Source organism: Candidatus Pelagibacter giovannonii (assembly GCF_012276695.1).
In the GTDB taxonomy this organism is placed as follows: domain Bacteria; phylum Pseudomonadota; class Alphaproteobacteria; order Pelagibacterales; family Pelagibacteraceae; genus Pelagibacter; species Pelagibacter giovannonii.
Genome location: NZ_CP038852.1, coordinates 766234 through 788754, shown reverse-complemented (window position 1 = coordinate 788754; position 22521 = coordinate 766234). Strand labels below are relative to the sequence as shown.

Here is a 22521-nt window from a genome sequence, read left to right as displayed (position 1 = left end):
ATGAGGCACTTATTTAAAAGTTCTATGCACTCTCTTATTTTGCGGGAAAATATTCTACTTCTGAAAAACGATCTGTTGGAAAAATCCAATAAAACTCTAACGTTTCTTTTCCATTATTTTTTAAGGAATGTTCTGCATTTCCAGCTATATAAACCACATCACCTTTTTTGATTGTCTCAAGTTCACCAGCTTTATTTAATATTCCAGTACCATTAGTTACCACATATAATTCTGCAGGTGAGTGATAATGAAGGGTTAAATTTCCACCGGGTGCTATTTCAGCAAAACCAAGGGATAGACCAGAACTACCATCAAAATCTGAATCAATCAAAAATTTCCACCTAACTCCAGGATACTTTTCAGTTGATGACCACTTTTGGTCAGAAACAGAGCCAAGGTTTTTTACAAAAATCATCCAAAATCTTAGCGTATGTTTTATTTCTTTTAAATATAAATCACTAAGGCTGAAAAATTGATCCTAATACTTTTAACTAAATTTAACTATAATTCAGGTAATATTCTTAGGATCTGGCATTCCTACCTTGTTGTATCCAGCATCTACATAGTGAATTTCACCAGTAACACCAGCTGCAAGATCGCTTAATAGATATAATGCTGAGTTTCCAACATCATGAATATCTACGTTTCTTTTTAGGAAAGAATGATCTTCATTCCACTTGTATAAGAATTTTGCATCTCCAATAGCAGAGGCTGCTAGTGTTTTAATAGGTCCAGCACTTATAGCATTAACTCTCATGCCTTTAGTACCAAGATCTCTTGCAAGATACTTAACACTTGCCTCAAGAGCTGATTTACAAACACCCATTACGTTATAATTTGGAATAGCTTTAGTCGATTCGTAAGTTAAAGTTAACATACTACCACCCTCTTTCATTAATTTAGATGCTTCTTTTGCAACTTCGGTAAATGAAAAACATGAAATTAACATACTTCTTAAAAAATTTTCTCTAGTTGTATTTAAATATTCACCTGACAATTCTGATTTATCTGAAAAAGCAACTGCGTGAACTACAAAATCAATTTGTCCCCATTCAGACTTAATATCTTGAAAAAGTTTTATTACTTCTTCTTTATTTTCAACATCACAACTAAATGTAGCTTTTGAATTTAATTTTTCAGCTAAAGGGATTACTCTTTTCTTTAGTGCATCTCCAAGATAAGTGAATGCAAGTTCTGCTCCAGCTTCTGCTAATTTTTGTGAAATACCCCAAGCAATAGATCTTTCATTGGCAACACCCATGATTAATCCTTTTTTATCCTTCATCAAACTCATAATTATATTTTCTCAAAAATTAAAGCAGCATTAGTTCCACCAAAACCAAAACTATTAGACATAACAGTATTTAAAGTTACTCCAGTTTCTGTTTTAGCAACTATCGGAAATTTTTTAGCTGCTTCATCCATTTCACCAATATTTGCAGAACCAGCAATGAAATTATTTTTCATCATAATTAAACAATAGATAGCCTCATGTACTGATGCTGCTCCCAAGGGATGTCCAGATAGAGATTTGGTTGAACTTATTTTTGGAATCGTATCTCCAAAAACACCTTTAACAGCATTTAATTCTGTAATATCACCAACTGGAGTTGATGTTCCATGGGTATTTATGTAATCAATTTTATTTTTAGATGTTGCCATAGCCATTTGCATGCATCTGACTGCTCCTTCACCTGATGGAGCTACCATATCGTATCCATCTGATGTTGCTCCATAACCAGTTAATTCTGCGTATATTTTAGCACCTCTGGCTTTGGCATGCTCGTATTCTTCAAGAACTAAAACTCCACCACCACCAGCGATTACGAATCCATCTCTAGTTTTATCATAAGCTCTTGATGCAGTCTCAGGTGTATCATTATATTTTGAGGATAATGCTGTCATTGCATCAAACATAGCAGTCATGGCCCAATGTATTTCTTCACTACCACCTGCAAAAACAATATCTTGTTTTCCCATTTGGATTAGTTCCATTGAATTTCCAATACAGTGTCCACTGGTGGCACATGCAGAACTCATTGTATAATTAGTTCCTTTAATTTTAAAAGGAACAGCAAGGGTTGCTGATGCAGTACTTGCCATAGTTCTTGGAACTATAAATGGCCCCATTAATTTTGGAGTTTTGGCTCTAGTCTTGTCAGCTGCCACAATAACATTTTCAATTGAAGGTCCACCTGAACCCATAACTATTCCAGTTTTAAAATTACTAACATCATTTTCTTCTAATCCAGAATCTTCAATTGCTTCTTTCATTGCTACATAATTATAAGCTGATCCTGATCCCATAAATCTTATTGTTTTTCTATCAATGTGATCCTCAAGTTTTATGTTTGGTTTACCATGAACATGGCTTCTTAAATTATGTTCTTTATACTCTTCTGCATACGAAATTCCTGATTTTGAATTTAATAAAGATTGATGAACCTCTTCTTGATTATTTCCTAAACAAGATACAATTCCTAAACCTGTAACTACTACTCTTCTCATTATTTAAATAACCCTACTTTTAAACTTTCTGCTGAATATATCTTTTTATTATCTGCAAATACCAAACCATTTGCAAGCCCAACTGTTGTTCCACCTGGAGCCATAATTTTTTTCATATCAATTTCATATCTTACATTTTTAACATTTTGCAAAACTTCACCAGTGAATTTTACTGTACTTACTCCTAAAGCCCTTCCCTTACCTGGATTGCCAAGCCATCCAAGATAAAAACCAACTAGTTGCCACATAGCATCCAAGCCAAGACAACCTGGCATGACAGGATCTCCGTTAAAGTGACAATCAAAAAACCAAAGGTCTTCTTTGATATCAAGTTCTGCCTTTAAAGAGCCTTTGCTAAATGTACCATTATCCTCGTTGATTTCAGTTATTCTATCAAACATAAGCATTGGTGGAAGTGGTAATTTTGCATTACCTGGGCCAAAAAGTTCGCCATTTCCGCAGCTTATTAGCTCATCGTATGTGAATGAGTTTTTTTTCATAAATTTCAGTCCTTTAATACTTGATTTATGATGATTATAATATAGAAATAGTTTAGAACTATTATAAACAGTAATGAACAATTTAAGTGTATATACAGAAAAGTTAAGAGAATCTGGCTTAAGACCAACAAGACAGAGACTAAAAATTTGTGAAGTATTGTTTTCACCTGAAAAAACTTTTCACTTTACAATAAATGATTTGACTAAAATTATTGAGGATAAACTGAGTGAAAAAATTTCTTTAGCAACAGTTTATAATACAATTCATGCATTTAAGAAAAAAGGATATTTAAAAGAAATTTCTATCAATTCAGATAAAAGTTATTTTGACACTAACGTAACTGAGCACCATCATTTTTTTGATGAAGATACAAATGAGTTAATTGATTGTAGCAACGAAGATATTGATTCTGTAAATATAAAAAAAAATATCACAGGAAAAAAAATAAATTCAGTAGAAGTTTTGATTAAGGTTGCGAGTGATAATCAAAATCAAAAATAATTCAATAATTTCAATAATTTAACATTTACATTAAAACAATTCTAAACTGTTGACTTACAGTTTAGAATGATTATATTTATTTCATAATCATTAAGGAGAAAAATATGTCATTAAAAGGTAGTAAAACAGAAGAAAACTTAAAAGATGCATTTGCGGGTGAGAGCCAAGCAAACAGACGTTATTTATATTTTGCTCAAAAAGCAGATATTGAAGGTTATAACGATGTAGCATCTGTATTTAGATCTACAGCTGAAGGTGAAACAGGTCATGCACATGGACACCTTGAGTATCTTGAAGAAGTTGGAGATCCAGCTACAGGATTACCGATTGGTGAAACTAAAGCGAATCTAGCTTCTGCAGTACAAGGTGAAACACATGAGTATACAGACATGTACCCAGGTATGGCAAAAACAGCTAGAGAAGAAGGCTTTCCAGAAATTGCAGATTGGTTTGAAACTTTAGCAAAAGCTGAAAAATCACACGCAGGTAAATTCCAAAAAACATTAGAATCTATTGTGTAAATAAGACCTAATTTATGGTGGGGTCTTCCCCACCATTAATCCTAAAATTTTAAATATGAGTAAAGAAGGCAGTATAGATGCCCCCATTAGACATCCAATAAATTTTGAGCATCCTGATTTTTTAGACCCTAAAAAATTAGATGACGAAATGAGAAGAGCATTTGATATCTGTCATGGATGCAGAAGGTGTTTTAATTTATGCGACTCGTTTCCAAAATTATTTGACATGATAGATGAGTCTGAAAATGAAGATGTAGAAAGTTTAAAGAGTGAACAATTTGAACCTGTAGTAGACGCTTGTACTTTATGTGACATGTGCTTTATGACTAAGTGTCCTTATGTTCCGCCCCATGATTTTGATTTAGACTTTCCTCATTTAATGTTGAGATATAGAACAGCTCAGAAAAAATTAAATAAATTACCTGCAGTGCCAGCACAATTAGCTCAAATTGATAGAAATGGAAAAATTGGTGTAATGCTATCATCACTAATAAATTGGGCGTCAAATATTAAAAATAAACTCTTTAGAAAAATATTAGAGTTAGTTGCTGGAATTGATGTGAGAGTTAAGCTTCCCACTTATAATGCAGAAACATTTACAAATTATTTTGAAAAAAATAATATTCCAATAAATAGTGAAGCCCCGTCTAAAGATAGAAAAGTTGTAATTTATTCAACATGCTTTGTTAATTTTAATAAAAAAGATACAGGCGTGGCTGCATTAAAAGTTTTAAAAAAAAATGGAGTAGAAGTTCAAGAAGCTTATCCGGGTTGTTGTGGAATGCCTTATCTTGAACAAGCAGATTTACCAAAAGTTGTAGAGCAAGCCAAAAAAGTTTCCAAAGATTTGCTGGAATGGGTAGACAAGGGTTATCAAATCATTACTTTAACAGCTAGCTGTGGCTTAATGCTAAAATTCGAATGGCCTTTACTATTGCCAAATGATGAAGACATTAAAAGACTTTCAAAAAGTGTTAGTGATATAGACGAATATATCGTTGATATAGCTCAAAAAGAAGGACTAGCAGAGGGTTTACAAGAAATTGATGGTGGAGTTACTGTTCACAATGCATGTCATGCAAGAGCACAAAACATGGGTATTAAATCTAGAGATATGTTGAAATTTATTCCTAATATAAAAATGGATGTTGTTGAAAGATGTGCTGGGCATGGGGGAACTTTTGGTGTGATGAAGGAAACTCACGATTTAGCTGTAAAAGTTGGAACTCCAACAGCAAGACAAATTAAAAATAAAAATAATAAATATATGGCTTCAGATTGTCCTTTGGCAGGTAAACATTTAAAGCAATTAGAAACAGACACAAATATCGCAAATGATGAGGCACTTCATCCTATCGAATTAATGGCAAAAAGTTATAGATTATAATCATGAGTAAAGAAAAAAGACAAATAGAAAAAGATGATTTACTATCACCTGATATTTATTCAAAAAGTAGAAAACAAATCAGAAAAGATTTAGTTGAGTTTAAAAAAGATAGAAGAATAGCACTTGGTCCTTATGCTACTTTTTACTTTGAAAGTTTTGAAACTATGGTTGCCCAAGTTCAAGAGATGCTTCACATCGAAAAAGGTGGAGATGAGCAATTAAAAGATGAATTAATAGCTTACAACCCTTTGGTTCCAAACGGAAAAGAACTTACAGCTACACTAATGTTTGAAATTGATAATCCAATTTCAAGAGCTGCATTTTTAGGTAAAGTTGGAGGAATCGAAGAAAAAATATTCATCAAAATCAATGATGAAGTTGTTAAAGCTGTTCCAGAAGAAGATGTTGATAGAACATCAGCAGAAGGAAAAGCTTCTTCAGTACAGTTTATTCATTTTAAATTAAATGATGATCAAATTTCTAAATTTAAGTCAAATGGTGCAATTATTGAACTTGGAATTGATCATAAAGAGTACATTCACACTACAAGACTCGCTGAAAATAGTGTTAAATCACTATGTGCTGACTTTATTTAATAGAACCCCAAATGTTTTCAGTTTTAACCCAACCTGAATAGTCAGCAGTCTTTACATTACACCATATATTTTCACATTTTTTTAAAACTAATAATCTTCCTTTTTCTAGATTGGCTATTGGTTTCGAAAAATTAGATGGTTTTTTATACAAAATTTTGTCCTCTAAAATGATAATAGAATTTGATTTTTTAACCTGAGAAACATGGATCCATCCACTATTATTGTTTAAGTCTACAATTCTTCTAAAATTTTCTTTTTGATCTATTTGTTTTATGGGTAAATTTATTTTTTTATAAATATATTTAATTTCTGAATCCAAACTTGGTCCATATCGAACATTTACTTTACTCTTTTTTAAAGAAAGAAACTTTTCTTCTGCTATTGAAAATTGACCAAATAAAAATAATAGACACAAAACATAAATAACTAATTTTTTTATCATTTACAAAAACAGTTTTTTCTTTTTTTAAGTTTAACTTTTCTAAAATTTAATTGTAATAAATCTAAGATAAAAATATATCCATCAAGACCCTTTCCAATGCCAAGTATTTTCTTTAAAACTTCGTTCGCTTGTATAGTTCCAATTATACCAGCAACAGTACCAAGAATGCCTTCAGCCTCACAATTTAATAAATCATCTGAAATATCAGAGTCTTGAAAAAAACATCTTAAACATGGGATCTTTTTATTCTTAAAATTAAAAGTAAATATATGACCATCAAATTTACTTATAGCTCCCATAATAAGTATTTTTTTAAATTTATAACAAAAATCATTTAATAAAAATTTTGTAGAAAAATTATCTGAGCCATCAACTATATAATCATAATCTTTTATAATTTTATTAAAATTATTTTTATTCAGTCTTATTTTATAAATCTTAATTTTGATATTTGGGTTTATTTTTTTAATTTTAACTTTTGCTATTTGAACTTTAAATTTTCCTATATCACTAGTATTATAAAGACTTTGCCTATGTAAATTAGATAAACTAACTTTATCATCATCAACTATTCCTATCGAGCCAACTCCAGCTCTTGCAAGAAATTCGGCAACAGGAGACCCTAAACCACCCATTCCAACAATTAAAACCTTTGCAGATATAATTTTTTTTTGCCCTATAGTACCAATATCCTTTAGTATTATTTGTCTTGAATATCTTTCTATTGATACTTTCCTTAATTGGTTATTCATTTACCTGTTGAGCCAAATCCACCATCTCCTCGTAATGTATCAGGCAAATTATCTGTTTCTTCAAGCTCCATCTTAATTACAGGTATTAAGATCATTTGTGCTATTCTATCTTTATTACTAATAAGAAAATCTTCTGTACCATGATTAAAAAGTATAACTTTAATTTCTCCTCTATAATCACTATCAATTGTTCCTGGTGTGTTCAAAACTGTAATACTTTTTTTGGCAGCTAAACCAGATCGAGGACGAATTTGAACCTCATAATCCCCTGAAAATGCCATAGAAAGCCCTGTAGGAACTAAATAAGAGCTATTCGGAGCTATTCTAATAGGCTCTTCTATAAAAGCCATCAAATCCATACCTGAAGCACCATCAGTTTTGTAAACAGGCAATTCTACTTTAGGATTTAATTTTTTAATTAATACTTTAGCCATTAAATTTTAATTTAATTTTTTAATAACTCTTTCTACTATTTCATCAGAAATTTCAGATTTACTTTTTATTGTAAGTCTTTCATCATCCATATCTTTATCTTTATGATAAATTGAAACTTCATTAAAATTAGAGTCAAATCCAATTGCTTTATTGGATACATCATTTGCTATTATCCAGTCACAATTTTTTTCTTTTAATTTTTTTTTTGCATTCTCTTCTATATTATTAGTTTCTGCAGCAAATCCAATTACCAGCTTTGGTCTAAGAGAATTATGTTTTGATACATAATTTAAAACATCAATATTTTTTTCTAGTTCTAAATGTAATTTTTCCTGTTTTTTTATTTTATTATTATTTGTTTCTTTAACCTTGAAGTCAGCAACAGCTGCTGAAAAAATTGCTACATCTACCGGTAGATTATCTTGTGTAGCTTTAAACATCTCATCTGCAGTTTCTACTTTAATTAAGTTTATATTGCTGCCCACCTCTAAATTTGTAGGTCCAGAAATTAAAGTAGTTTGAAAGCCTTTTTTAGCAAATGCTTTTGCTAAAGCATGGCCTTGTTTTCCAGAAGATTTATTTGTTATAAATCTTACAGGGTCAATATATTCATTAGTTGGTCCGGCAGTTACTAAGGCTTTTAATTTATAATTTTTATTTAATTCACTAAAGTATGAATTAATTTCTTGAACAATATTATTTGGTTCAGTCATTTTCCCTTCACCAAATTCTCCACAGGCCATATCTCCAATTTCAGGACCAATAATCTTATAACCAAATGATTGTAATTTTTTAAGATTTTCTTTTGTTGATGGGTGCTCCCACATTCTAACATTCATAGCTGGCGTTAAAAAAATATCTTTATCAGATGCCAAAATTACAGTCGAAGCAAGATCTTCCGAGGATCCTACACTCAATTTTGAAATTGTATTAGCCGTAGCTGGAGCCACAACAATTAAGTCTGCCCATCTAGAAAGTGAAATATGATCCATTTCAGCCTCATCTTCAGGGCTAAATAAGTCTTCATAAACTTTTTCTTGAGATAGGGAGGCAACGGACAAAGGAGTTATAAATTCTTTGGCACTTTTAGTAAGAATAGTTTTAACTTTTGCACCTAATTTTTTTAATGATCTAATTAGTTCTAAACTTTTATAAGCAGATATGCCACCACATATTATTAAAAGTATTTTTCTTTCAGATAAATTATTCATTGTGCGAATTAAAATACTACTAGACCAAAAATTACAAGCAGTAATAAACCAACAATAGACTGATTTCTAAAGGCAGTCATTTCAGATCTCTTTTCATTTAAAGCGGTAAACGAATTTGAATTTTGGGGGATCTGTCCACTTGCTAAAAACGATAGAGCTTGATTGGCTTTATCCATAATCTCTGGAAAATCAGGCAATCTTTTAATTACTTCAGTAGTAGTTTTTAAACTTTCATTTAAGGTATTGATTGGATCTTTTGTTTCTCTTAACCAATTTTCTAAAACTGGTTTTGAAGTCTCCCATATATTGGTATTAGGGTTAAGTTTTCTGGCTACACCTTCAACGACTACCATTGTTTTTTGTAACATCAATAATTGTGGTTGGGTTTGCATGTTAAATTTTTCAGTAACTTCAAAAAGCTGTTTTAACAATTTCCCACCAGAAATATCTTTTACAGATTGCCCAAAGATTGGCTCACCAATAGATCTTAACGCTTGCGCTAAATCATTAACAGGTACATCTTTAGGAACTAGACCAGCAACCAAATGTACTTCAGCAACTTTTTTGTAGTCTCTTTGAATAAATCCAAATAAAATCTCAGCTAAAAATCTTTTACTAAGATTATCTAATCTTCCCATTATACCAAAATCTATAGGAACAATTTGTCCATTATCATCGATAAATATATTTCCTTGATGCATATCAGCATGAAAAAAACCATCTCTAACAGCATGTCTTAAAAAATGTTGAATAACATCAGATGCAATCCTTTTAGTATCTATGTTTCTTTTTTGTAAATCTTCTGTTTCACGAATAGAAACACCATCAACCCAATCAAGTGTCATCACATTTTCGCTTGTAAAATTCCAATAAATAGTAGGAACCCTGAAACCTGCATCATTCTTTGTATTTTCAGCGTATTCATTTGCAGCTGCTGCCTCAAATCTTAAATCCATTTCTAAATTAGTTATTTCTTTAAGAAGAAAAACAACTTCTACTAATTTTAATCTTTTAGTTTTTTTTATAAATGACTCAATCATAAAAGCAAAAAGCATTAAGGCATCTATTTCTTCATTAAATACTTTTTTAATATCTGGTCTTAAAATTTTAATAGCAACATCCTTTATGGTTCCATTATCATTTATTTTTGCTTTATGAACCTGCGCTATTGAAGCTGCTGCAACTGGTTCACTTAAATCAATGATTGAATTGAACGTATCATCTCCTAGATCTTTTTTGATTATTGTTTTTGCTTCAGTTAAAGTAAAAGCGGGCAATCTATCTTGTAAGCCCTCTAATTGTTTTGCTAAATCATCTCCAATAATATCAGGTCTAGTAACTAAAAACTGTCCTAATTTAATAAATGTAGTTCCCATTGATTGTAGAGATTTAGATAGCTTTGCTCCTTCATTTTCGTTTAAATTAGTTTTGTTAGGAGTTGAAAAAGAAAATGAAAATATTTGAAAGAGAATCTTGATTGCTAAGGGTGGTCTCTTAAACTTAGAAAGAATAGCTAGGATGTCAGAACGAGCTAATTTTCTTCCTAATTTAAATAAAATGAAAATTTTTTTTAACATTAGACCTTCCAACCTGAATGAATAGCTACAATTCCACCTGATAAATTTCTATAACTACAGTTAACAAATTTATTTTTATTCATCAAATCTATCAATTCTTCTTGATTAATAAATTCTTCAATGCTTTTAATTAGATATTCATAAGGTTCTTTTTGTCCAACAATAGCTTTACCAACCAAAGGAATAAGTCTTGAATAGTTTTTATATATAAAGTCCAAATTAGAGTTTTGAATTTTAGAAAATTCTAAACATAAATAACGACCTCCTGGTTTTAAAACTCTATAAGCTTCTGATAGAGCTTTGTTTAGATCTTTGGTATTTCGCAGCCCAAAACTAATTGTGTAATAATCGCAAGAATTATCCTGAATGGGCAGTTTTTCAGCAGGAGCTATTATCCAATTGATATTTTTATAAGTACTTAACTTTTCTTTGCCTTTACCAATCATTCCTTTATTTGGATCAACACAAAATATTTCTCCATTTTTATCAGTTGCATCTAAAAAAAGTTTACCAAGATCTCCAGTACCACATGCAACATCAATTAAGGTTTTATTATTTGAAGGGTTCATCCAACTTAATAGATCTTTTTTCCAAATTCTATGAACTCCTAATGACATAAAGTCATTCATCAAATCATATTTGTCATAGACATTATCAAAGACCCTTTGAACAAGGCCTTTTTTATTTTGGAGATATTGTTGCATATTAAATTTATTATTTATTGATAATATAGTCTCAAATGCCAGAATTACCAGAAGTAGAAATAGTCAAACAATCGTTATCTAAAAAAATAGAGCGTAAAAAAATCAAAAAAATAATAATTACGAATAGAAACTTAAGGTTTAAAATTCCTATAAAATTTGAAGAATTATTAAAAAATAAAATTATTAAAAAAGTAACTAGATTTTCAAAGTATTTGATCTTGAATTTTAATGATGAATCCTTTTGTTTAATTCATTTAGGAATGTCTGGGACTGTGCATTTAATAAAAAAAGATAAGATTAGTAAGTTTACCAATACTAGTTTTTATAACTCACCAAGCCTTCCAGAAAAACATAACCATGTCGAGATTCATTTTGAGGGTTTAAGAGTAATATACAATGATCCTAGAAGATTTGGTTTTTTTAAATTTATAGATAATAAGAAGGAACTTGAAAAAAGATTTAGTCACTTAGGACCAGAACCTTTTTTTAAAAATTTTAACTTAGAATATTTAATTGATTATTTCACAAATAAAAAAAAAGATATAAAAAGTTTCTTATTAGATCAAAATTTTGTATCAGGAATTGGAAATATCTATGCTAGTGAAATTTTATTCTTATGCAAAATTAATCCAACTACCTATGCATCAAAATTAACCAAAGAAGATTGCAAAAAAATTATTACTTATTCAAAAAGTATACTTAAAAGGGCTATTAAAAAAGGAGGGTCAAGTATTCGAGATTTTAAAAACATCACAGGAAAAAGTGGAAACTTCCAAAAAGAATTTAGAGTTTATCAAAGAGAAAGTCTAAGCTGTTTAAGAAATAAATGTAATGGGAAAATTCAGAAAATATTCATATCTGGTAGATCAACTTTCTTTTGTAATATTTGCCAAAAATAGGGAATTATTCTATTGACCAGTATAAATTCTCAAGCTATACCACTGCGCTTATGGCAAACACAAAATCAGCAATTAAAAGAATTAGAAAAATTGCTACACAAACACTGGTTAATAAGGCTCGTAAGAGTAAGTATAGAAATGCTATAAAAAAAATGAATCTACTTCTAGTAGAAAAGAAAAAAGATGAAGCATTAAAATTCTTGCCAAAATTGAACTCTGAATTGATGAAAGTTGCAAAAACTGGAATTATAAAGAAAGCAAATGCCTCAAGAAACATTTCAAGAATAACAAAGAAAATTTCAGCTTTATAATTTCTTATATACAGTGATTTGAAATTTCAACTAATAGTACTTACAATATATAAGAAATCCTATTTTGGGATTAACTATATATAGATTTAGTAAAATAATAAGAAACATAATTTATAAATCTTACACTCATAGATTTAAAATTTCTAAAATTTAACTATTCAATTAAATAATACTGAGGCAAAATAATTTCTAAGGTTGAAAACAGACCGCTTCATGATTGTATTATTACATGAGCATTAGAGAGAATATTCCCGTTAGAAATGAATCGCCTATAGATTTTATTTATTTTTTTTTTAATTAAATTATTTATTGCAAATGTAGATTTTATTTATTTTTGCTTTTACAAAATTATTTATTGCAAAAAAATAATTTTGCTTCTAACTGACTTTATTCCTACAAATTTTATGACAAGTAAAAATATAACACAAAATATAAAAGATCTATCTTCTGAAGCTCTAGACTGGGCTGTAATTCAAAAAGATATGAAAAATAAGCTAGGTAGAGATATATATGAAAGCTGGCTTAGAAAGATAGACTTTGTAGAAGAGATGAATAGTTATGTCTTACTTTCAGTTTCTACTAGATTTATCCGAGATTGGATTACCTCAAGATATTTAGATCAAATTTTGCAAATAGTAAAAATTTATAAGAAAGATTTAACAAGAATAGAGTTTAAAATTATTGAAAAAAATTCTGAAAATGAAATTGAAAATAATATTACTAAAAAAGAAAATAATGAAAACGTATCCTTTATTAAAGATACATATTTGCAATACAACAGAATAGATCCAAATAAAAGATTTGATAATTTTATAACAGGAACAAGTAATAAACTAGCATATGAAGCATCCATGAAAGTTTCAGAAAATATTTCTCATTATAATCCACTTTATATTTATGGAGGTGTTGGAATGGGTAAAACACATTTATTAAATTCAATTGGTCTTTCATTAAAAGAAAAAAACAAAGTGATGTTTATATCTGCTGAGAGATTTATGTATCAGTTCGTAAAATCAATTAAATCTAATGATATGGTAAAGTTTAAAGAATATTTTAGAAATACTGACATATTATTGATAGATGACATTCAATTTATGAATGGTAAAGAAGCAATGCAGGAAGAGTTTTTTCATACATTTAATGCATTATTAGACAAAGGCTCACAAGTGATCATCTCGGCAGACAGGGCTCCAAACAAATTATCAAGAATTCAAGATAGAATTAAATCAAGATTTGCTGGAGGTCTTGTTGTTGATATACAAAAACCAGATTATGAGCTTAGGAGTAAAATTGTTAAGCAAAAAACAGAGGAGCTAAACATTTTTTATTCAAATCAAATAAATATTTCAGAAGAAATACAAAAATTCATAAGTACAGAAATAACCACAAGTATAAGAGAGTTAGTAGGAGCAATTAATAGAGTTGTTTCTTTTTCAAGAATTTATAACAAAGTTCCAAATTTATCAGAAATTAAAGTAGTTTTAAAAGATCTATTAAATATTGGGGAAAACAAAGTAACAATAGATTTAATACAATCGACTGTATGTAAGTTCTTTAAAATAAGTAAAAGTGAAATGCTTTCTTCAAGAAGATCCAGATATCTTGTGAGACCAAGACAAACAGCAATATATTTAACAAAAATTTTGACATCCAAGTCATTGCCTGAGATTGGAAGAGAATTTTCTAATAGAGATCATACAACGATCATTCATTCGGTAAAAACTATTGAAAAATTGAAGGAAAAAGATCCAGAAATGACAAACAATATTAATAATCTAAAAAATCAGATATTGTATAATAAAGAAAATGAAATTTAACGTTAATCAACAAGATTTGCAACAAGCACTTAATTATTGCCAAGGCGTAATTGAAAAAAGAAGCACGCTTCCTATTCTGTCAAATGTTTTATTAAATGCTAGTAATTCAAATTTAACAATTACTGCAACCGATTTAGATTTAATATTTATTCATCAAATTAACAATGTTGAAGTTATAGAAGAGGGAAGCACGACCACCACGTCATCTATTATGTATGACATCATAAGAAAATTTTCATCAGGAAAAAAAATTAATTTATCTTTAACTGATGTTAGCAAGCTTCAAGTAGAGTCTGAAAAATCTATTTTCAATCTAAATTGTATTAGTGCATCTGAGTTTCCACTAACAGACGAGAACTTTAATCAAAATGAATTTTCTATAAAATCAAAACAATTATTAAAATTATTAAATAAATGTAAATTTTCAGTTTCTAATGATGAAACTAGACACTATTTAAGTGGAATTTTTTTTCATCAAACACAAATTGAAGATAAAAATTTTTTAACAGCAGCAGCTACAGATAGTCATAGAATGTCAATTTCAAAAATAAGATTGGACCGGCAAGTAGATTTTGAACCAATAATACTTCCTAAAAAAACAATTTTTCAACTATGTTCGTTGTTAGAAAGCTACGATGGTGATGTTAAAATTTCAAATATTAAATCTAAAATAAAATTTGAGCTAAATAATAGCATATTAATATCTAAGTTAATTGATGGAAAATTTCCAAATTATATTCAGGTAATACCTAAGAATAATCAAAAGAAACTGGAAATAGATTTAAAATTATTCTTAGACTCTGTTGATAGAGTTGCCTCAGTTTCATTGGATAAAAAAGATGGAGTTAAATTTAATTTGTCAAAAGATGTTCTAAACTTATCAGTTAACAACACAAATAGTGGCGATGGAAAAGAAAGTTTAACTGTAAAGTTTGAACATGATCTAGAAATAAGTTTTAATTCTAGATATTTAATTGATGTAGCATCACAACTTGATGGCGATAAGATTGAAATTTTTTTCAATGACACAGGGTCTCCTGCATTAATTAAAGACCCGGGCGATTTTGATAGTATATTTGTTGTAATGCCTATGAAAGGCTAGTTTAAAGTATCAAGTTCAGAATAAATAGTATTTTCCAATTCTTTTGTAAAAATTTCCTTGCTTAGTCCTGGTTCAATGGGTCTTAAAATTGAAACTGTTAGAATGGTATTAACTTTTTTTTGACCATGCTTTGGCCAAGTATTCCCAGAATTGATTGCAATTGGTTGGCATGAAATATTTAATTCTTCATAAATTCTTCCAGACCCTTTTTTAAAAGGAGTTCTATCTTCTGGAGATATTCTTGTTCCTTGTGGAAAAATTATTAATGGTCTTTCTGATGAATTTACTTGTTTAGAAATATCATCAAAAAAACCCAAGTTTTCTTTAGAAATTTTGTTTCTTCTAATTGAAATTGAGCCTATTTTTTTTAAATACCAGCCAAATATAGGAATCATTAGTAATTCTTTTTTTAAAATAAAAACAGGAGAATTAAAGATAGTTTGTAAAAAAAAAGTTTCAAACATTGATTGGTGTGAAGCAGCTATAAAAAATTTTTTTCCTCTAATTATGTTTTCCTTACCTTTAATAATTATCTTTGTTGATAAAAATATTTTTAAACATAAAGATGTCCAAAAGCCCATAATTTTTCCACCAAATAAAACTATTTTTTTTGGTAGTAAAATTGCTGGCAAGAAGGTTATGGAAATGAAAACTATTCCTGAGAAAAAAAATAACGAAAATAAAAAATTTCTTATCATATTAATCAAAAACTAAATCAAATCTTTTAGTTTTTGTCTTTTCTTAATAATATTAATTTTTGATCCTTTAATTATTAATTCTGCTGGTTTTGGTCTTATGTTATAATTTGAGCTTAGTGACATTCCATAAGCTCCAACATCGCACATTACCACGAGATCTTTTTCTTTTAATTTCTGAAAACCTTTTATAGTTGTAAATTTGTCTGTACTTTCACAAATTGGTCCAACAAATTCATAAATTTTCTTTGAAATGTTATTACTTTTTACTACGGGTATAGTTTGGTGATTTGCACCATATAATGCTGGCCTCATAAGATCATTCATCGCAGCATCTAATATGATGAAATTTTTTTTAATGTTTTCTTTTATATAGATAACTTGAGAAATTAAAAATCCAATATTACCAACTATAGATCGTCCAGGTTCAAATATTATTTTCACTTTGTTGCCTTTTAAAAATTTTTGTATGGCAATGTTATATTTTTGATAGTTTAGTTTTTTACTATTTTTTTCATAAGAAATACCCATACCTCCACCCAGATCAATAAATTCAAAGGTGTGACCACTTTTTTTTATTATTTTATTTACAACATTGAGCATTTTTTCATATGGCTTGTGATCTAAAATTTGACTGCCGATATGAACACTTAAGCATTTAAGATTAATATTTTTAGAATGATTCGTAAAATTTACTAATTCAAAAAAAGTTTTTTCATCTACACCAAATTTATTTTCTTTTTTCCCAGTTGAAATTTGTTTTAATGTCTTGGCATCTGTATTAGGATTAAGTCTAACACCTATATTGACTATTTTTTTTTTTAATCTTGCAGTTTTTTCAATTTCAATAATTTCGCTTTTGGATTCAGCATTTATTAATAAAATCTTTTTATCAATTGCATAACTAATTTCAGTTGAGGTTTTACCCACTCCTGAAAAAACAATTTTTTTTGGATTTATGCCAGCTTTTAGAGCCATCATTAATTCACCCATTGAAACAACGTCAGCACCTAACCCTAATTTTCTAATTTCTCTGATCAGGCTCACATTAGTATTAGATTTCACAGCAAAACAGATTAATGGAGAAAAAGAGCTAAAATTTTTTTTAAAATTTTTTATGTTTTCCGTCAGTTTTTTATATGAATAACAATAAGTTGGAGTACCAAACTTTTTTGCTATTTTTTGAACTTTAACTTTTTCAATTGTTAAGTTTTTATCTATATATTTCATCAATCTACTGACTTAGGAAAAACCATTTCATTTCCATCATATTGAGGATCTCCCTTTTTTCCACACGAAAATAAGAAAGAACAAAATATAGTAATTAAAATTATTTTTTTTATCATTTTAAACTTTTTTATATTTCATTATCATTTTTTTAATATTATCAAAAGACGTTCCACCGTAAGATTTTTTAGAGTTTACAGAGTTTTTTACATTAAAAATCTTTAAAACTTCAATTGTGAGCTTTGGTTCAATTTTCTTTAGCTCATCAATATTTAATTCATTCAATTTTTTCTTTTTCTTTTCAGCATAATTCACAATAGAAGTAGTGGTTTGGTATGCTTTTCTAAACGGCATTGAGTGATTTTTAACAAGATAGTCAGCTAAGTCAGTAGCCGTAATATATCCTGAGTTAGCAAGGTCTAACATTTGTTGTTTATTAGGTTTTAGATTTTTTAAAACCTCATTTAGGATAGCAATACTATTATTAAGTATTTCATTAGACTTAAAGAGTATTTCCTTGTCATCTTGAAGATCTTTAAAATAAGATATGGGAAGTCCCTTTAGAATTGTCAGCATTGAAAACAAATTTCCATAAACTATTCCGGTTTTACCTCTTAAATATTCTAATAAATCAGGATTTTTCTTTTGAGGCATTATTGAAGAACCAGTTACTACTTTGTCAGAAAGTGTAATTAAGTTGAAACCATCAGAGTTCCAAATAATAAGCTCTTCAGCAATTCTTGAAATATGCATCGAACAAACAGAAGCACTATATAAAAAATCCAAAACAAAATCTCTATCTGCAACAGTATCAATTGAATTATTCGTTGGTCTTTTAAATCCTAGTTTTTTTGAAGTAAAATTTCTATCAATATTAAAAGAAGTACCCGTTAAGGCAGCAACACCCAGCGGACTCTCTGATAAACTTTCTAAATTATAGGTAAATCTTTTTTTGTCCCTATTAAACATTTCTACATAAGACATTAAATAATGAGCAAAAGACACTGCTTGTGCATTTTTTAAATGTGTAAATCCAGGCATTATGGTTTCAATATTTTTTTCTGAAATTTTGAGAATGGTCTTAATAATATTGTCTAGATTTCTATTAATTTCTTTAGTTGCTGAAGTCGTCCACATTTTAAAATCTGTAATCACCTGATCATTTCTAGATCTAGCCGTGTGTACATATCCGGCTTCTTCTCCTATAATTTGAAATAATCTTTTTTCAATATTCATATGAATATCTTCATACTTTCTGTTATAATCAAATTTATTTTTTAAAATTTCTTTCTCAATTTTATTAAGTCCAAAAATTATTTTATTTTTAATTTTAAAAGAAATAATTTTTTGTCTAAATAACATCTCAACATGCGCAATTGATCCTAAAATATCTTCTTGAAAAAGCTTTTTATCTATATCTATTGAATTACCAACTTTTTGAAATAAAGTTGAGGTATCTTTCTTTATTCTTGATCCCCATATTGCCGTATTGTTTTTATTTTTTACCATGATAATTAATTATACATATTTAGTATGAAATTATTATTAATATTTATCTACCTAATAACCTCCAACATTGGTTATGCTTTAGAAAAACCTAATATAAAAAATTTAGTTATATTAAAAAATCCAAAAATATATGAGGAAGTATTTTTTAAGGATTCAAACGATTACGATATAAATTTAGATGATTTTAGAGGAAAATTGTTAATATTAAATTTTTGGGCTACCTGGTGTGCTCCTTGTAGAGAGGAGATGCCATCTCTAGATGATTTACAATCAAATAGTGACTTTGATAATTTAAAAATTTTTCCTATCAATATTGGCCAAGAAAATCTCTCTAAATCAAACTCTTTTTTTAAAGAAATAGGTATTCAAAATCTAGAGATATATTTTGATGCACCAATTACTCTAGCTAAAAAATTTTCTTTAAGAGGGGTTCCCACAACTATTTTATTTAATAAAAAAGGAGAAGAGTTTGGTCGTATTATGGGATCTATTGATTTTAATAACCTAGAGTTTATTAATTGGTTAAAACAATACGACTAGTCTTTAAAGAAATAAGCAAAACTGACCAACACTACTATAGCAATAAATTGAAGCAACACTCTTAACTGCATTAATTTATTTGAATATTTTTTACTAGCTTCGCCGCCCTTGAATAAGGTTCCAATCCCTAACAGCAAGACAACTGCCACAACTATTAAAAGTACAATACCTAAAATCTTAACTAATGTTCCTGTTATCATAAAACTATTGTAGAATGATTTCTAATAAAAAAAACATAATAAAACATCTATGACACTTTGTCTATCAACCACAATCATTAAGCCAGAAAAAGATATACCAATTAATAATGCTATTATTTTACTTCATGGCTATGGTGGTGATGGGAAAGACATAAGTATGTTGACCTTAAATTGGAAAAGATTTCTGCCTAATACTATTTTTTTATGTCCAGATGGTCACGAAAAATGTAAAATTAACCCGGTAGGTTTTCAATGGTTTGATTTAACCAAAGATGATCCAATTTATATTCTAGAAGAATCTAAAAAAGCAGAAAGTAAACTTCAAAAATATATTGAAGAAGTTAAAAGCAAGTATAACCTTAAAAACTCTCAAATTTGCTTGTCAGGATTTAGTCAAGGATGCATGATGTCTATTAATTTAGGTTTGACCGCTAATCAAAATTATAATTGTATTGTTGGTTTTTCTGGTAAAATAATAAATCAAGATGATCTTAGCAAAAGAAAATCTTCTACCACTAAAATGCTTTTGATACATGGCGATCAAGACGCAGTTGTGTCACCAACATTTTTGTTAGATGCAAAAGATTTTTTAATTAGAAATAATATTGAAATTGAAATAAAAATGATAGAGAATTGCGATCATCATATTCCTATTGAAGCATCAAGTGCAGCTTTAAATTATATTAAAAATAATTTTCAAATATAATTAAATACTATTTATTGATAAATTAATTTTTTTCAGTTAGAATTTTTTATAATGATTTTTAATGATCAAAGCTTGTCTCTAGAGAAATGTCCTGCATTAGTCTTAAATGCTGATTATAGGCCTTTAAGCTATTATCCATTGTCTTTATGGAGCTGGCAAGATTCTATAAAATCTGTTTTTTTAGATAGAGTTACTATAGTTAGTAATTATGACAGAATTATTAGAAGTCCATCATTTAATATGAGATTACCAAGTGTTATTGCTTTAAAAAGTTTTATAAAACCACAGTCTAATCCTAGCTTCACTAGATTTAATGTTTTTTTAAGAGATAAATTTTCATGTCAATACTGTGGGAGTGGTGAAGATCTTACTTTTGACCATTTACTTCCAAGATCTAAAGGTGGACAAACTAACTGGGATAATGTTGTAACTGCTTGTTCTTCATGCAATGTAAAAAAAGGTGGAAGATTATTAAAAAATTTGGATATGAGCTTAAATCAAGAGCCATATCAACCATCTACAGAAGACCTACATAAAAATGGTAAAAATTTCCCACCAAATTTCCTACACAAGAGTTGGATGGATTATTTGTATTGGGATGTTGAGTTAGAAGCTTAATTATATTTTTTCAGAAATATTAATAGCAATTTTTGATCCAGTTTTAATCAATTTATCTAAAATAGAATACATTCCTTTTTTAGTTGCACCTTCTTTATAAGCTATATCCTTGTGATGTAATTCATCTTCCCTAAACTTAATTATTTTTTCTTTTAATTTTTTTTCATCATTTTCTAATGCATTAATTTGATCTAAATAATGTTCGTCAATTACTTCTTCTACTGAAGCGGTGCATAGCATAGCAGCTTTCTTCCCTAAGATTGTTGAACCAAAACCAAGTCCAACACCAAGTAAATCCCACAAAGGTAAAAATTTTGTTGGTTTTATATTTCTTTTTTTAATTTCATTTTCAAAATATTCACAATGTTCTTTTTCGTGAATTTTCATTTCTTCAATTTTCTTTTTTAGAATTTCATCTTTAACAAATGTGTTAAGAGCTAGTAATTGACCTTCATAAATCTTTACTGCTCCTCGTTCACCTGCATGATCAACTCGAATAAATTCTTTTACTTTTTCTTTATTTGTTTTTTTCATAAGTTAAAAAAAGCTTTATAGTTATAGTTGCAATTATTAAAGAGATAAAAATATTTATTGTAGCAAGAGAAAAACCCAAAATTCTAAAAGTTGCATCTTTACAGCTAACTGTGACCTTTTGTAGTTGATTTAAGAGTGCTTCTTTAGTCAAATCAGCATTGTTAGAATTTAAGTCACAAACTAATGACTCTTTTATGAAACCTTGTTCTATTCCAAAATGATAAAAGGATATAACAAGCGCTATAATGAATGTAATGCTTAAAATTATTAAAAAAAATCTTTCAAACTTTTGAATAAAAATAAAAAGTAAAATTATAACTATTGAAACGATATAAGGTATTCTTTCAATTAAACAAAGATTACAAGGTTGATGACCTAAAATATATTCAATAAAATAGGCTGCTGAAAGAGCAAAAATACTGAATAATAATATAAGATGAAAAGTAGTTTTTCGGTTAATCATGTTTAACTATTTAATTACAAAATATATTAGGGCAAAAATTAATACAATTATAATCCCCAAAATTGTGAACCATTTTGAAGCATCAGTTTTCATAAATTTGTTAAAAATATCACCAAATTTATATGATAGGTATGAGACGATAAAAAATCTCAACCCTCTAGAAAATAAACAAATAATGAAAAATATAGGCAAATTAAAACCAATCATGCCACTAGTTATTGTGAATACTTTGAAAGGCAAAGGTGTAAATCCAGCAAGAAATAAAGTAGCAAGCCATACATAAAGACCACTTCCTTCAGACAAGTTATTTTTAAGATTAATTACCTTTTCTTCATAATTATAAAATTCTATTACAATCATTCCAATATCAAAAAAATAAGATCCAATGAAATATCCAAGGATACCTCCAAGTGAAGAAAATAAAGTAGCTATTAAAAAAATTTTTAAATAATCATTTTTTTTTGCAATAACCATTGGAGCAATCATAACGTCAGGAGGGATTGGAAAAAAAGAACTTTCAGTAAAAGATAAAATTGCAAGATAAGTATTTGACCTCTTATGAGAGGCAAGTTTTAAAGTTTTCTGATATAATTCATTAAGCATTTTTTTTTGTTTTTAATATAAATTATGTTCTTATACTATTTAATTTTATAGTTATAATAGGGAAAACAAAGGGCGAGTGGCGGAACTGGTAGACGCGCACGACTCAAAATCGTGTTTCGCAAGAAGTGAGAGTTCGATTCTCTCTTCGCCCACCAATATTGT

28 protein-coding genes and 1 tRNA gene are annotated in these 22521 nt (G+C 28.6%); 12 read left to right on the top strand and 17 right to left on the bottom strand.

The annotated features are described in order from the left end of the window. Positions 1 to 34: 34 nt before the first annotated feature. From E5R92_RS04380 to fabA, 4 genes are all read right to left on the bottom strand, one after another. Positions 35 to 415, bottom strand: a complete 381-nt coding sequence (locus E5R92_RS04380) for a cupin domain-containing protein (RefSeq protein WP_168606881.1) — start codon at positions 413 to 415, stop codon at positions 35 to 37. 93 nt (positions 416 to 508) lie between these two features. Beyond that, positions 509 to 1294, bottom strand: coding sequence for an enoyl-ACP reductase FabI (locus E5R92_RS04375; RefSeq protein WP_168606880.1), 786 nt, complete (start codon positions 1292 to 1294; stop codon positions 509 to 511). Positions 1295 to 1296: 2 nt separating this feature from the next. Next, positions 1297 to 2508 carry a beta-ketoacyl-ACP synthase I gene (fabB, locus tag E5R92_RS04370; RefSeq protein WP_168606879.1) on the bottom strand — a complete coding sequence of 404 codons (1212 nt, stop codon included), beginning with the start codon at positions 2506 to 2508 and terminating at the stop codon, positions 1297 to 1299. Continuing rightward, complete coding sequence (gene fabA, locus E5R92_RS04365; RefSeq protein WP_168606878.1) at positions 2508 to 3008, bottom strand: bifunctional 3-hydroxydecanoyl-ACP dehydratase/trans-2-decenoyl-ACP isomerase; 501 nt, start codon at positions 3006 to 3008, stop codon at positions 2508 to 2510. The genes fabB and fabA overlap by 1 nt, the downstream gene beginning before the upstream one ends. Positions 3009 to 3081: 73 nt before the next feature. On the opposite strand from fabA, the gene E5R92_RS04360 reads away from it, so the two are divergent. From E5R92_RS04360 to E5R92_RS04345, 4 genes are all read left to right on the top strand, one after another. After that, entirely contained in the window at positions 3082 to 3510 is a 429-nt protein-coding gene (locus E5R92_RS04360; RefSeq protein ID WP_168606877.1) for a Fur family transcriptional regulator, read from the top strand. Between the two features lie 104 nt (positions 3511 to 3614). Further along, a complete protein-coding gene (locus E5R92_RS04355) occupies positions 3615 to 4031 on the top strand; it encodes a rubrerythrin family protein (protein ID WP_168606876.1) in 417 nt (138 codons plus the stop codon). Positions 4032 to 4086: 55 nt separating this feature from the next. Further along, on the top strand, positions 4087 to 5418 hold the full coding sequence (locus E5R92_RS04350) for a (Fe-S)-binding protein (RefSeq protein WP_168606875.1): 1332 nt from the start codon (positions 4087 to 4089) through the stop codon (positions 5416 to 5418). Positions 5419 to 5420: 2 nt separating this feature from the next. Beyond that, a complete protein-coding gene (locus tag E5R92_RS04345) occupies positions 5421 to 6014 on the top strand; it encodes a DUF3501 family protein (protein WP_168606874.1) in 594 nt (197 codons plus the stop codon). On the opposite strand, the gene E5R92_RS04340 is transcribed toward E5R92_RS04345, so the two are convergent. The 6 genes from E5R92_RS04340 to ubiE are packed head-to-tail and all read right to left on the bottom strand — an operon-like array spanning position 6007 to position 11135. Beyond that, a complete protein-coding gene (locus E5R92_RS04340) occupies positions 6007 to 6456 on the bottom strand; it encodes an SH3 domain-containing protein (RefSeq protein ID WP_168606873.1) in 450 nt (149 codons plus the stop codon). The two genes, E5R92_RS04345 and E5R92_RS04340, sit on opposite strands and share 8 nt — an antisense overlap. Further along, positions 6453 to 7208: a HesA/MoeB/ThiF family protein gene (locus E5R92_RS04335; protein WP_168606872.1), complete on the bottom strand. Its 756-nt coding sequence runs from the start codon at positions 7206 to 7208 to the stop codon at positions 6453 to 6455. The genes E5R92_RS04340 and E5R92_RS04335 overlap by 4 nt, the downstream gene beginning before the upstream one ends. Then, positions 7205 to 7642, bottom strand: a complete 438-nt coding sequence (dut, locus tag E5R92_RS04330; RefSeq protein ID WP_168606871.1) for a dUTP diphosphatase — start codon at positions 7640 to 7642, stop codon at positions 7205 to 7207. The genes E5R92_RS04335 and dut overlap by 4 nt, the downstream gene beginning before the upstream one ends. A gap of 6 nt (positions 7643 to 7648) precedes the next feature. Beyond that, the gene (gene coaBC, locus E5R92_RS04325) at positions 7649 to 8854 is read right to left on the bottom strand and encodes a bifunctional phosphopantothenoylcysteine decarboxylase/phosphopantothenate--cysteine ligase CoaBC (RefSeq protein WP_168606870.1); all 1206 of its coding nucleotides are present in this window, start codon (positions 8852 to 8854) and stop codon (positions 7649 to 7651) included. A gap of 8 nt (positions 8855 to 8862) precedes the next feature. After that, positions 8863 to 10431 (bottom strand): 2-polyprenylphenol 6-hydroxylase, encoded by a 1569-nt coding sequence (gene ubiB / locus E5R92_RS04320; protein WP_168606869.1) that lies wholly within the window; start codon positions 10429 to 10431, stop codon positions 8863 to 8865. Further along, complete coding sequence (gene ubiE, locus E5R92_RS04315; RefSeq protein ID WP_168606868.1) at positions 10431 to 11135, bottom strand: bifunctional demethylmenaquinone methyltransferase/2-methoxy-6-polyprenyl-1,4-benzoquinol methylase UbiE; 705 nt, start codon at positions 11133 to 11135, stop codon at positions 10431 to 10433. The genes ubiB and ubiE overlap by 1 nt, the downstream gene beginning before the upstream one ends. A 35-nt stretch (positions 11136 to 11170) precedes the next feature. On the opposite strand from ubiE, the gene mutM reads away from it, so the two are divergent. From mutM to dnaN, 4 genes are all read left to right on the top strand, one after another. Continuing rightward, the gene (gene mutM, locus E5R92_RS04310) at positions 11171 to 12034 is read left to right on the top strand and encodes a bifunctional DNA-formamidopyrimidine glycosylase/DNA-(apurinic or apyrimidinic site) lyase (protein WP_168606867.1); all 864 of its coding nucleotides are present in this window, start codon (positions 11171 to 11173) and stop codon (positions 12032 to 12034) included. Between the two features lie 50 nt (positions 12035 to 12084). Then, entirely contained in the window at positions 12085 to 12345 is a 261-nt protein-coding gene (gene rpsT / locus E5R92_RS04305) for a 30S ribosomal protein S20 (RefSeq protein ID WP_168606866.1), read from the top strand. Between the two features lie 404 nt (positions 12346 to 12749). Then, entirely contained in the window at positions 12750 to 14162 is a 1413-nt protein-coding gene (dnaA, locus tag E5R92_RS04300; RefSeq protein ID WP_168606865.1) for a chromosomal replication initiator protein DnaA, read from the top strand. Further along, a complete protein-coding gene (gene dnaN, locus E5R92_RS04295; RefSeq protein WP_168606864.1) occupies positions 14152 to 15264 on the top strand; it encodes a DNA polymerase III subunit beta in 1113 nt (370 codons plus the stop codon). Before dnaA ends, dnaN begins: the two co-directional genes overlap by 11 nt. Here the strand turns inward: dnaN and E5R92_RS04290 are convergent. From E5R92_RS04290 to argH, 3 genes are all read right to left on the bottom strand, one after another. Then, complete coding sequence (locus E5R92_RS04290) at positions 15261 to 15962, bottom strand: lysophospholipid acyltransferase family protein (RefSeq protein WP_168606863.1); 702 nt, start codon at positions 15960 to 15962, stop codon at positions 15261 to 15263. The two genes, dnaN and E5R92_RS04290, sit on opposite strands and share 4 nt — an antisense overlap. A gap of 12 nt (positions 15963 to 15974) precedes the next feature. Then, positions 15975 to 17189, bottom strand: a complete 1215-nt coding sequence (gene lysA, locus E5R92_RS04285) for a diaminopimelate decarboxylase (RefSeq protein WP_168606862.1) — start codon at positions 17187 to 17189, stop codon at positions 15975 to 15977. 117 nt (positions 17190 to 17306) lie between these two features. Further along, the gene (argH, locus tag E5R92_RS04280) at positions 17307 to 18695 is read right to left on the bottom strand and encodes an argininosuccinate lyase (RefSeq protein WP_168606861.1); all 1389 of its coding nucleotides are present in this window, start codon (positions 18693 to 18695) and stop codon (positions 17307 to 17309) included. A 24-nt stretch (positions 18696 to 18719) separates the two neighbouring features. On the opposite strand from argH, the gene E5R92_RS04275 reads away from it, so the two are divergent. Further along, positions 18720 to 19235 carry a TlpA family protein disulfide reductase gene (locus E5R92_RS04275; RefSeq protein WP_168606860.1) on the top strand — a complete coding sequence of 172 codons (516 nt, stop codon included), beginning with the start codon at positions 18720 to 18722 and terminating at the stop codon, positions 19233 to 19235. On the opposite strand, the gene E5R92_RS04270 is transcribed toward E5R92_RS04275, so the two are convergent. Further along, on the bottom strand, positions 19232 to 19435 hold the full coding sequence (locus E5R92_RS04270) for a twin transmembrane helix small protein (RefSeq protein ID WP_168606859.1): 204 nt from the start codon (positions 19433 to 19435) through the stop codon (positions 19232 to 19234). The two genes, E5R92_RS04275 and E5R92_RS04270, sit on opposite strands and share 4 nt — an antisense overlap. A gap of 49 nt (positions 19436 to 19484) precedes the next feature. On the opposite strand from E5R92_RS04270, the gene E5R92_RS04265 reads away from it, so the two are divergent. Beyond that, positions 19485 to 20141, top strand: coding sequence for an alpha/beta hydrolase (locus E5R92_RS04265; protein ID WP_168606858.1), 657 nt, complete (start codon positions 19485 to 19487; stop codon positions 20139 to 20141). Positions 20142 to 20192: 51 nt separating this feature from the next. Next, positions 20193 to 20759 (top strand): HNH endonuclease, encoded by a 567-nt coding sequence (locus E5R92_RS04260; RefSeq protein WP_168606857.1) that lies wholly within the window; start codon positions 20193 to 20195, stop codon positions 20757 to 20759. Here E5R92_RS04260 and E5R92_RS04255 read toward each other — a convergent pair whose 3' ends face one another. The 3 genes from E5R92_RS04255 to E5R92_RS04245 are packed head-to-tail and all read right to left on the bottom strand — an operon-like array spanning position 20760 to position 22359. Further along, positions 20760 to 21293 carry a demethoxyubiquinone hydroxylase family protein gene (locus E5R92_RS04255; RefSeq protein ID WP_168606856.1) on the bottom strand — a complete coding sequence of 178 codons (534 nt, stop codon included), beginning with the start codon at positions 21291 to 21293 and terminating at the stop codon, positions 20760 to 20762. Then, on the bottom strand, positions 21277 to 21756 hold the full coding sequence (locus tag E5R92_RS04250; RefSeq protein WP_168606855.1) for a disulfide bond formation protein B: 480 nt from the start codon (positions 21754 to 21756) through the stop codon (positions 21277 to 21279). The genes E5R92_RS04255 and E5R92_RS04250 overlap by 17 nt, the downstream gene beginning before the upstream one ends. 6 nt (positions 21757 to 21762) lie before the next feature. Beyond that, positions 21763 to 22359: a YqaA family protein gene (locus E5R92_RS04245; protein WP_168606854.1), complete on the bottom strand. Its 597-nt coding sequence runs from the start codon at positions 22357 to 22359 to the stop codon at positions 21763 to 21765. A gap of 70 nt (positions 22360 to 22429) precedes the next feature. Here E5R92_RS04245 and E5R92_RS04240 point away from each other — a divergent pair. Next, a tRNA-Leu gene (locus tag E5R92_RS04240) sits at positions 22430 to 22514 on the top strand. The last annotated feature ends 7 nt before the right edge of the window (positions 22515 to 22521 follow it).

Bases quoted from the DNA above. Each gene is read 5' to 3' on its own strand.
- E5R92_RS04380 (WP_168606881.1), bottom strand. From the start codon at position 415: ATGATTTTTGTAAAAAACCTTGGCTCTGTTTCTGACCAAAAGTGGTCA.
- E5R92_RS04375 (WP_168606880.1), bottom strand. From the start codon at position 1,294: ATGAGTTTGATGAAGGATAAAAAAGGATTAATCATGGGTGTTGCCAAT.
- fabB (WP_168606879.1), bottom strand. From the start codon at position 2,508: ATGAGAAGAGTAGTAGTTACAGGTTTAGGAATTGTATCTTGTTTAGGA.
- fabA (WP_168606878.1), bottom strand. From the start codon at position 3,008: ATGAAAAAAAACTCATTCACATACGATGAGCTAATAAGCTGCGGAAAT.
- E5R92_RS04360 (WP_168606877.1), top strand. From the start codon at position 3,082: ATGAACAATTTAAGTGTATATACAGAAAAGTTAAGAGAATCTGGCTTA.
- E5R92_RS04355 (WP_168606876.1), top strand. From the start codon at position 3,615: ATGTCATTAAAAGGTAGTAAAACAGAAGAAAACTTAAAAGATGCATTT.
- E5R92_RS04350 (WP_168606875.1), top strand. From the start codon at position 4,087: ATGAGTAAAGAAGGCAGTATAGATGCCCCCATTAGACATCCAATAAAT.
- E5R92_RS04345 (WP_168606874.1), top strand. From the start codon at position 5,421: ATGAGTAAAGAAAAAAGACAAATAGAAAAAGATGATTTACTATCACCT.
- E5R92_RS04340 (WP_168606873.1), bottom strand. From the start codon at position 6,456: ATGATAAAAAAATTAGTTATTTATGTTTTGTGTCTATTATTTTTATTT.
- E5R92_RS04335 (WP_168606872.1), bottom strand. From the start codon at position 7,208: ATGAATAACCAATTAAGGAAAGTATCAATAGAAAGATATTCAAGACAA.
- dut (WP_168606871.1), bottom strand. From the start codon at position 7,642: ATGGCTAAAGTATTAATTAAAAAATTAAATCCTAAAGTAGAATTGCCT.
- coaBC (WP_168606870.1), bottom strand. From the start codon at position 8,854: ATGAATAATTTATCTGAAAGAAAAATACTTTTAATAATATGTGGTGGC.
- ubiB (WP_168606869.1), bottom strand. From the start codon at position 10,431: ATGTTAAAAAAAATTTTCATTTTATTTAAATTAGGAAGAAAATTAGCT.
- ubiE (WP_168606868.1), bottom strand. From the start codon at position 11,135: ATGCAACAATATCTCCAAAATAAAAAAGGCCTTGTTCAAAGGGTCTTT.
- mutM (WP_168606867.1), top strand. From the start codon at position 11,171: ATGCCAGAATTACCAGAAGTAGAAATAGTCAAACAATCGTTATCTAAA.
- rpsT (WP_168606866.1), top strand. From the start codon at position 12,085: ATGGCAAACACAAAATCAGCAATTAAAAGAATTAGAAAAATTGCTACA.
- dnaA (WP_168606865.1), top strand. From the start codon at position 12,750: ATGACAAGTAAAAATATAACACAAAATATAAAAGATCTATCTTCTGAA.
- dnaN (WP_168606864.1), top strand. From the start codon at position 14,152: ATGAAATTTAACGTTAATCAACAAGATTTGCAACAAGCACTTAATTAT.
- E5R92_RS04290 (WP_168606863.1), bottom strand. From the start codon at position 15,962: ATGATAAGAAATTTTTTATTTTCGTTATTTTTTTTCTCAGGAATAGTT.
- lysA (WP_168606862.1), bottom strand. From the start codon at position 17,189: ATGAAATATATAGATAAAAACTTAACAATTGAAAAAGTTAAAGTTCAA.
- argH (WP_168606861.1), bottom strand. From the start codon at position 18,695: ATGGTAAAAAATAAAAACAATACGGCAATATGGGGATCAAGAATAAAG.
- E5R92_RS04275 (WP_168606860.1), top strand. From the start codon at position 18,720: ATGAAATTATTATTAATATTTATCTACCTAATAACCTCCAACATTGGT.
- E5R92_RS04270 (WP_168606859.1), bottom strand. From the start codon at position 19,435: ATGATAACAGGAACATTAGTTAAGATTTTAGGTATTGTACTTTTAATA.
- E5R92_RS04265 (WP_168606858.1), top strand. From the start codon at position 19,485: ATGACACTTTGTCTATCAACCACAATCATTAAGCCAGAAAAAGATATA.
- E5R92_RS04260 (WP_168606857.1), top strand. From the start codon at position 20,193: ATGATTTTTAATGATCAAAGCTTGTCTCTAGAGAAATGTCCTGCATTA.
- E5R92_RS04255 (WP_168606856.1), bottom strand. From the start codon at position 21,293: ATGAAAAAAACAAATAAAGAAAAAGTAAAAGAATTTATTCGAGTTGAT.
- E5R92_RS04250 (WP_168606855.1), bottom strand. From the start codon at position 21,756: ATGATTAACCGAAAAACTACTTTTCATCTTATATTATTATTCAGTATT.
- E5R92_RS04245 (WP_168606854.1), bottom strand. From the start codon at position 22,359: ATGCTTAATGAATTATATCAGAAAACTTTAAAACTTGCCTCTCATAAG.